Origin of the sequence: Mycetohabitans sp. B3 (assembly GCF_021498065.1) — a bacterium.
Classification (GTDB): Bacteria; Pseudomonadota; Gammaproteobacteria; order Burkholderiales; family Burkholderiaceae; genus Mycetohabitans.
In genome coordinates this window covers 1-5590 of record NZ_JAHLKN010000089.1, presented here as the reverse complement: position 1 = coordinate 5590, position 5590 = coordinate 1, and the positions used below count along the sequence as shown (strand labels likewise).

2 tRNA genes and 3 rRNA genes are annotated in these 5590 nt (G+C 55.4%); all 5 read right to left on the bottom strand.

What is annotated here, in order from left to right:
• Positions 1-126 precede the first annotated feature (126 nt).
• A 5S ribosomal RNA gene (gene rrf, locus KQH55_RS15695) occupies positions 127-240 on the bottom strand.
• 110 nt (positions 241-350) lie between these two features.
• Positions 351-3234 (bottom strand): 23S ribosomal RNA (locus KQH55_RS15690).
• A 261-nt stretch (positions 3235-3495) separates the two neighbouring features.
• Positions 3496-3571: transfer RNA gene (locus KQH55_RS15685), tRNA-Ala, on the bottom strand.
• A 54-nt stretch (positions 3572-3625) separates the two neighbouring features.
• A tRNA-Ile gene (locus KQH55_RS15680) sits at positions 3626-3702 on the bottom strand.
• Between the two features lie 68 nt (positions 3703-3770).
• Positions 3771-5303 (bottom strand): 16S ribosomal RNA (locus KQH55_RS15675).
• Together the 16S, 23S and 5S rRNA genes with 2 tRNA genes alongside form the textbook arrangement of a ribosomal RNA operon.
• Between the last annotated feature and the right edge of the window lie 287 nt (positions 5304-5590).

Sequence of the window (5590 nt, the reverse complement as noted above, 5' to 3'; positions counted from 1 at the left end):
CCCCCCACTCGGGGCAGGCGGTGCTCGAGTGCGGGTTGAGCCAGCGAGGTAGGCGGAGCCGGGGGGCGTTCGCCACAGCCCAACGCCCGCTTCGGGGAGGGAAGCGGGCGTTGTGGGGAAGGAGGAGCCTGACGATTACCTACTTTCACACGGGCAATCCGCACTATCATCGGCGTGGAGTCGTTTCACGGTCCTGTTCGGGATGGGCAGGGGTGGGACCGACTCGCTATGGTCATCAGGCAAAAGGGGGATGCTGTCGCGCGGCGGGGCGCGCCAGCGAATCTGGAACAAGAAGCAGCCGGTAGGATTGTGTCGTCGAGGACGGCACAACGGTAAAACGGACCAGTTATAGGATCAAGCCTTACGGGCCATTAGTATCGGTTAGCTGAGCGCATTACTGCGCGTACACACCCGACCTATCAACGTCCTGGTCTTGAACGACCCTTCAAGGGGATCGCGTCCCCGGGGAAGTCTCATCTTGAGGCGAGTTTCCCGCTTAGATGCTTTCAGCGGTTATCTCTTCCGAACATAGCTACCCGGCGATGCCACTGGCGTGACAACCGGTACACCAGAGGTTCGTCCACTCCGGTCCTCTCGTACTAGGAGCAGGCCCCCTCAAACTTCCAACGCCCACGGCAGATAGGGACCAAACTGTCTCACGACGTTTTAAACCCAGCTCACGTACCTCTTTAAATGGCGAACAGCCATACCCTTGGGACCGGCTACAGCCCCAGGATGAGATGAGCCGACATCGAGGTGCCAAACACCGCCGTCGATATGAACTCTTGGGCGGTATCAGCCTGTTATCCCCAGAGTACCTTTTATCCGTTGAGCGATGGCCCTTCCATACAGAACCACCGGATCACTATGACCTGCTTTCGCACCTGCTCGACTTGTCGGTCTCGCAGTTAAGCACGCTTATGCCATTGCACTATCAGCACGATTTCCGACCGTACCTAGCGTACCTTCGTACTCCTCCGTTACGCTTTGGGAGGAGACCGCCCCAGTCAAACTGCCTACCATGCACGGTCCCCGTGCCCGATTCAGGGCACTAGGTTAGAACCTCAAACAAACCAGGGTGGTATTTCAAGGACGGCTCCACGCAAACTAGCGTTCGCGCTTCTAAGCCTCCCACCTATCCTACACAGATCGGTTCAAAGTCCAATGCAAAGCTACAGTAAAGGTTCATGGGGTCTTTCCGTCTAGCCGCGGGTAGATTGCATCATCACAAACACTTCAACTTCGCTGAGTCTCGGGAGGAGACAGTGTGGCCATCGTTACGCCATTCGTGCAGGTCGGAACTTACCCGACAAGGAATTTCGCTACCTTAGGACCGTTATAGTTACGGCCGCCGTTTACCGGGACTTCAATCAAGGGCTTGCACCCCATCATTTAATCTTCCGGCACCGGGCAGGCGTCACACCCTATACGTCCACTTTCGTGTTTGCAGAGTGCTGTGTTTTTATTAAACAGTCGCAGCCACCAGTTTATTGCAACCCCTTCACCCTTCTGGCGCGAGCCAGTCAAGCTAGCAGGGCGTACCTTATCCCGAAGTTACGGTACCAATTTGCCGAGTTCCTTCTCCCGAGTTCTCTCAAGCGCCTTAGAATACTCATCTCGCCCACCTGTGTCGGTTTGCGGTACGGTCTCGTTAGACTGAAGCTTAGAGGCTTTTCTTGGGACCCCTTCCGATTGCTTCGCAGCTTAACGCCGCTCGCCCCACACCCTTGAATTGCGCGCCCGGATTTGCCAAAGCGCCTTCTCCAATGCAGGGACCGGGATTTCCGACACCCGGACAACCTTCCGCGATCCGTCCCCCCATCGCATCTAACGACGGTGCAGGAATATTAACCTGCTTCCCATCAGCTACGCATTTCTGCCTCGCCTTAGGGGCCGACTCACCCTACGCCGATGAACGTTGCGTAGGAAACCTTGGGCTTACGGCGAGGGGGCCTTTCACCCCCTTTATCGCTACTCATGTCAGCATTCGCACTTCCGATACCTCCAGCACACTTCTCAATGCACCTTCGCAGGCTTACGGAACGCTCTCCTACCATGCGCACTTAGCGTGCGCATCCGCAGCTTCGGTAACTGGCTTAGCCCCGTTACATCTTCCGCGCAGGACGACTCGATCAGTGAGCTATTACGCTTTCTTTAAAGGGTGGCTGCTTCTAAGCCAACCTCCTGACTGTTTTCGCCTTCCCACTTCGTTTCCCACTTAGCCAATTTTAGGGACCTTAGCTGGCGGTCTGGGTTGTTTCCCTCTTGACGTCGGACGTTAGCACCCGGCGTCTGTCTCCCGTGATTGCACTCTTCGGTATTCGGAGTTTGCTATGGCGAGGTAATCCGCAATGGACCCCCCAACCATGACAGTGCTCTACCCCCGAAGGTGAGACACGAGGCACTACCTAAATAGTTTTCGGAGAGAACCAGCTATTTCCAAGTTTGTTTAGCCTTTCACCCCTATCCACAGCTCATCCCCTAACTTTTCAACGTTAGTGGGTTCGGTCCTCCAGTACGTGTTACCGCACCTTCAACCTGGCCATGGATAGATCACTTGGTTTCGGGTCTACGCCCAGCAACTGTTCGCCCTATTCGGACTCGCTTTCGCTACGCCTGCCCTATCCGGTTAAGCTCGCTACTGAACGTAAGTCGCTGACCCATTATACAAAAGGTACGCCGTCACCCCTTGCGAGGCTCCGACTGTTTGTATGCATGCGGTTTCAGGATCTATTTCACTCCCCTCCCGGGGTTCTTTTCGCCTTTCCCTCACGGTACTGGTTCACTATCGGTCGATCACGAGTATTTAGCCTTGGAGGATGGTCCCCCCATCTTCAGACAGGATTTCACGTGTCCCGCCCTACTTGTCGTACCCCTAGTTCCACATCTGAGTTTTCGCCTACAGGGCTATCACCTGCTACGGCCGCCCTTTCCAGAGCGTTCGGCTAACTTAGAGGCTAAATGGTACAGGCTGATCCCATTTCGCTCGCCACTACTTTGGGAATCTCGGTTGATTTCTCTTCCTGCGGCTACTTAGATGTTTCAGTTCGCCGCGTTCGCTTCACGTGACCTATGGATTCAGTCACGGATGACCCATACGGGCCGGGTTGCCCCATTCGGACATCTGCGGATCAAAGCTCGTTTGCCAGCTCCCCGCAGCTTTTCGCAGGCTACCGCGTCCTTCTTCGCCTGTGATCGCCAAGGCATCCACCACATGCACTTGTTCGCTTGACCCTATAACAAGTCCGTCTTGCAACGCACCGGCTATAGGTTGAGTTTTCGCGTTGTGCCGTATCTTCCAAGCGTCTTTTCAGATCACTCAAAACAATACTTTCAATCACTACCCGTCTATCTTCTGCGCCCATCTCAAGACGCGTCCAATAGACATTACTGCTTCTTTTTCCAGATTGTTAAAGAACGTCACAGCCATACCGCACTGCTTGACCCACGGGTCAATCGCCAACACTCCGTTGGGGAGCGCTCGCGATTGAGCAGTGGTGGAGGCAGACGGGATCGAACCGACGACCCCCTGCTTGCAAAGCAGGTGCTCTCCCAGCTGAGCTATGCCCCCCTTTGGGTTCGGGCCGCGCTGCGCGCAGCGCTCGTGGCGCACACCAGACTCGCGTGGTGGGTCTGGTTGGATTCGAACCAACGACCCCCGCCTTATCAAGACGGTGCTCTAACCGACTGAGCTACAGACCCTTCGTCTGTCCCTGTGACTTTCACAGCCGATAAGCGTGAGTACTTGAAGCGCAGACTTCTTGCTCCAGAAAGGAGGTGATCCAGCCGCACCTTCCGATACGGCTACCTTGTTACGACTTCACCCCAGTCATGAATCCTACCGTGGTGACCGTCCTCCTTGCGGTTAGACTAGCCACTTCTGGTAAAACCCACTCCCATGGTGTGACGGGCGGTGTGTACAAGACCCGGGAACGTATTCACCGCGACATGCTGATCCGCGATTACTAGCGATTCCAGCTTCATGCAGTCGAGTTGCAGACTGCAATCCGGACTACGATCGGTTTTTTGGGATTAGCTCCCCCTCGCGGGTTGGCAACCCTCTGTTCCGACCATTGTATGACGTGTGAAGCCCTACCCATAAGGGCCATGAGGACTTGACGTCATCCCCACCTTCCTCCGGTTTGTCACCGGCAGTCTCCCTAGAGTGCTCTTGCGTAGCAACTAAGGACAAGGGTTGCGCTCGTTGCGGGACTTAACCCAACATCTCACGACACGAGCTGACGACAGCCATGCAGCACCTGTGCGCCGGTTCTCTTTCGAGCACCTCCACCTCTCAGCAGGGTTCCGACCATGTCAAGGGTAGGTAAGGTTTTTCGCGTTGCATCGAATTAATCCACATCATCCACCGCTTGTGCGGGTCCCCGTCAATTCCTTTGAGTTTTAATCTTGCGACCGTACTCCCCAGGCGGTCAACTTCACGCGTTAGCTACGTTACTAAGGAAATGAATCCCCAACAACTAGTTGACATCGTTTAGGGCGTGGACTACCAGGGTATCTAATCCTGTTTGCTCCCCACGCTTTCGTGCATGAGCGTCAGTATTGGCCCAGGAGGCTGCCTTCGCCATCGGTATTCCTCCACATCTCTACGCATTTCACTGCTACACGTGGAATTCTACCTCCCTCTGCCATACTCTAGCCTGCCAGTCACCAATGCAGTTCCCAGGTTGAGCCCGGGGATTTCACATCGGTCTTAGCAAACCGCCTGCGCACGCTTTACGCCCAGTAATTCCGATTAACGCTCGCACCCTACGTATTACCGCGGCTGCTGGCACGTAGTTAGCCGGTGCTTATTCTTCCGGTACCGTCATCCAACCTAGTTATTCGCCAGGCCGTTTTCTTTCCGGACAAAAGTGCTTTACAACCCGAAGGCCTTCTTCACACACGCGGCATTGCTGGATCAGGGTTGCCCCCATTGTCCAAAATTCCCCACTGCTGCCTCCCGTAGGAGTCTGGGCCGTGTCTCAGTCCCAGTGTGGCTGGTCGTCCTCTCAGACCAGCTACAGATCGTCGCCTTGGTAGGCCTTTACCCTACCAACTAGCTAATCTGCCATCGGCCGCCCCTTGAGCGCGAGGCCCTTACGGGTCCCCCGCTTTCCTCCTCAGAGCGTATGCGGTATTAATCCGGCTTTCGCCGGGCTATCCCCCACTCTAGGACACGTTCCGATGTCTTACTCACCCGTTCGCCACTCGCCGCCAGGCCGAAGCCCGCGCTGCCGTCCGACTTGCATGTGTAAGGCATGCCGCCAGCGTTCAATCTGAGCCAGGATCAAACTCTTCAGTTCAAACCTGTTACTTGTTCGGGCCCCAAAGGACCCTGTCGCTCAACTCAAAACGTTGACAGGTTTCGATTCTCTCAAAACCTACCTTCATTTCGTATGAGACTTAATGATTCTTTCGCATCGCCCCACCCGGCTTTTACCACCCGGGCGCAGCACGCCTGCACCATCAAGTACCCACACTTATCGGCTGTTACTTGTTAAAGAGCATCGCAACCGCTTCGCCTCAACCTAGCCGGCCTCGGCCCCCGCATCGCGTCGCTGCATCAGCAGCAGAGAAACGAAATTATGAA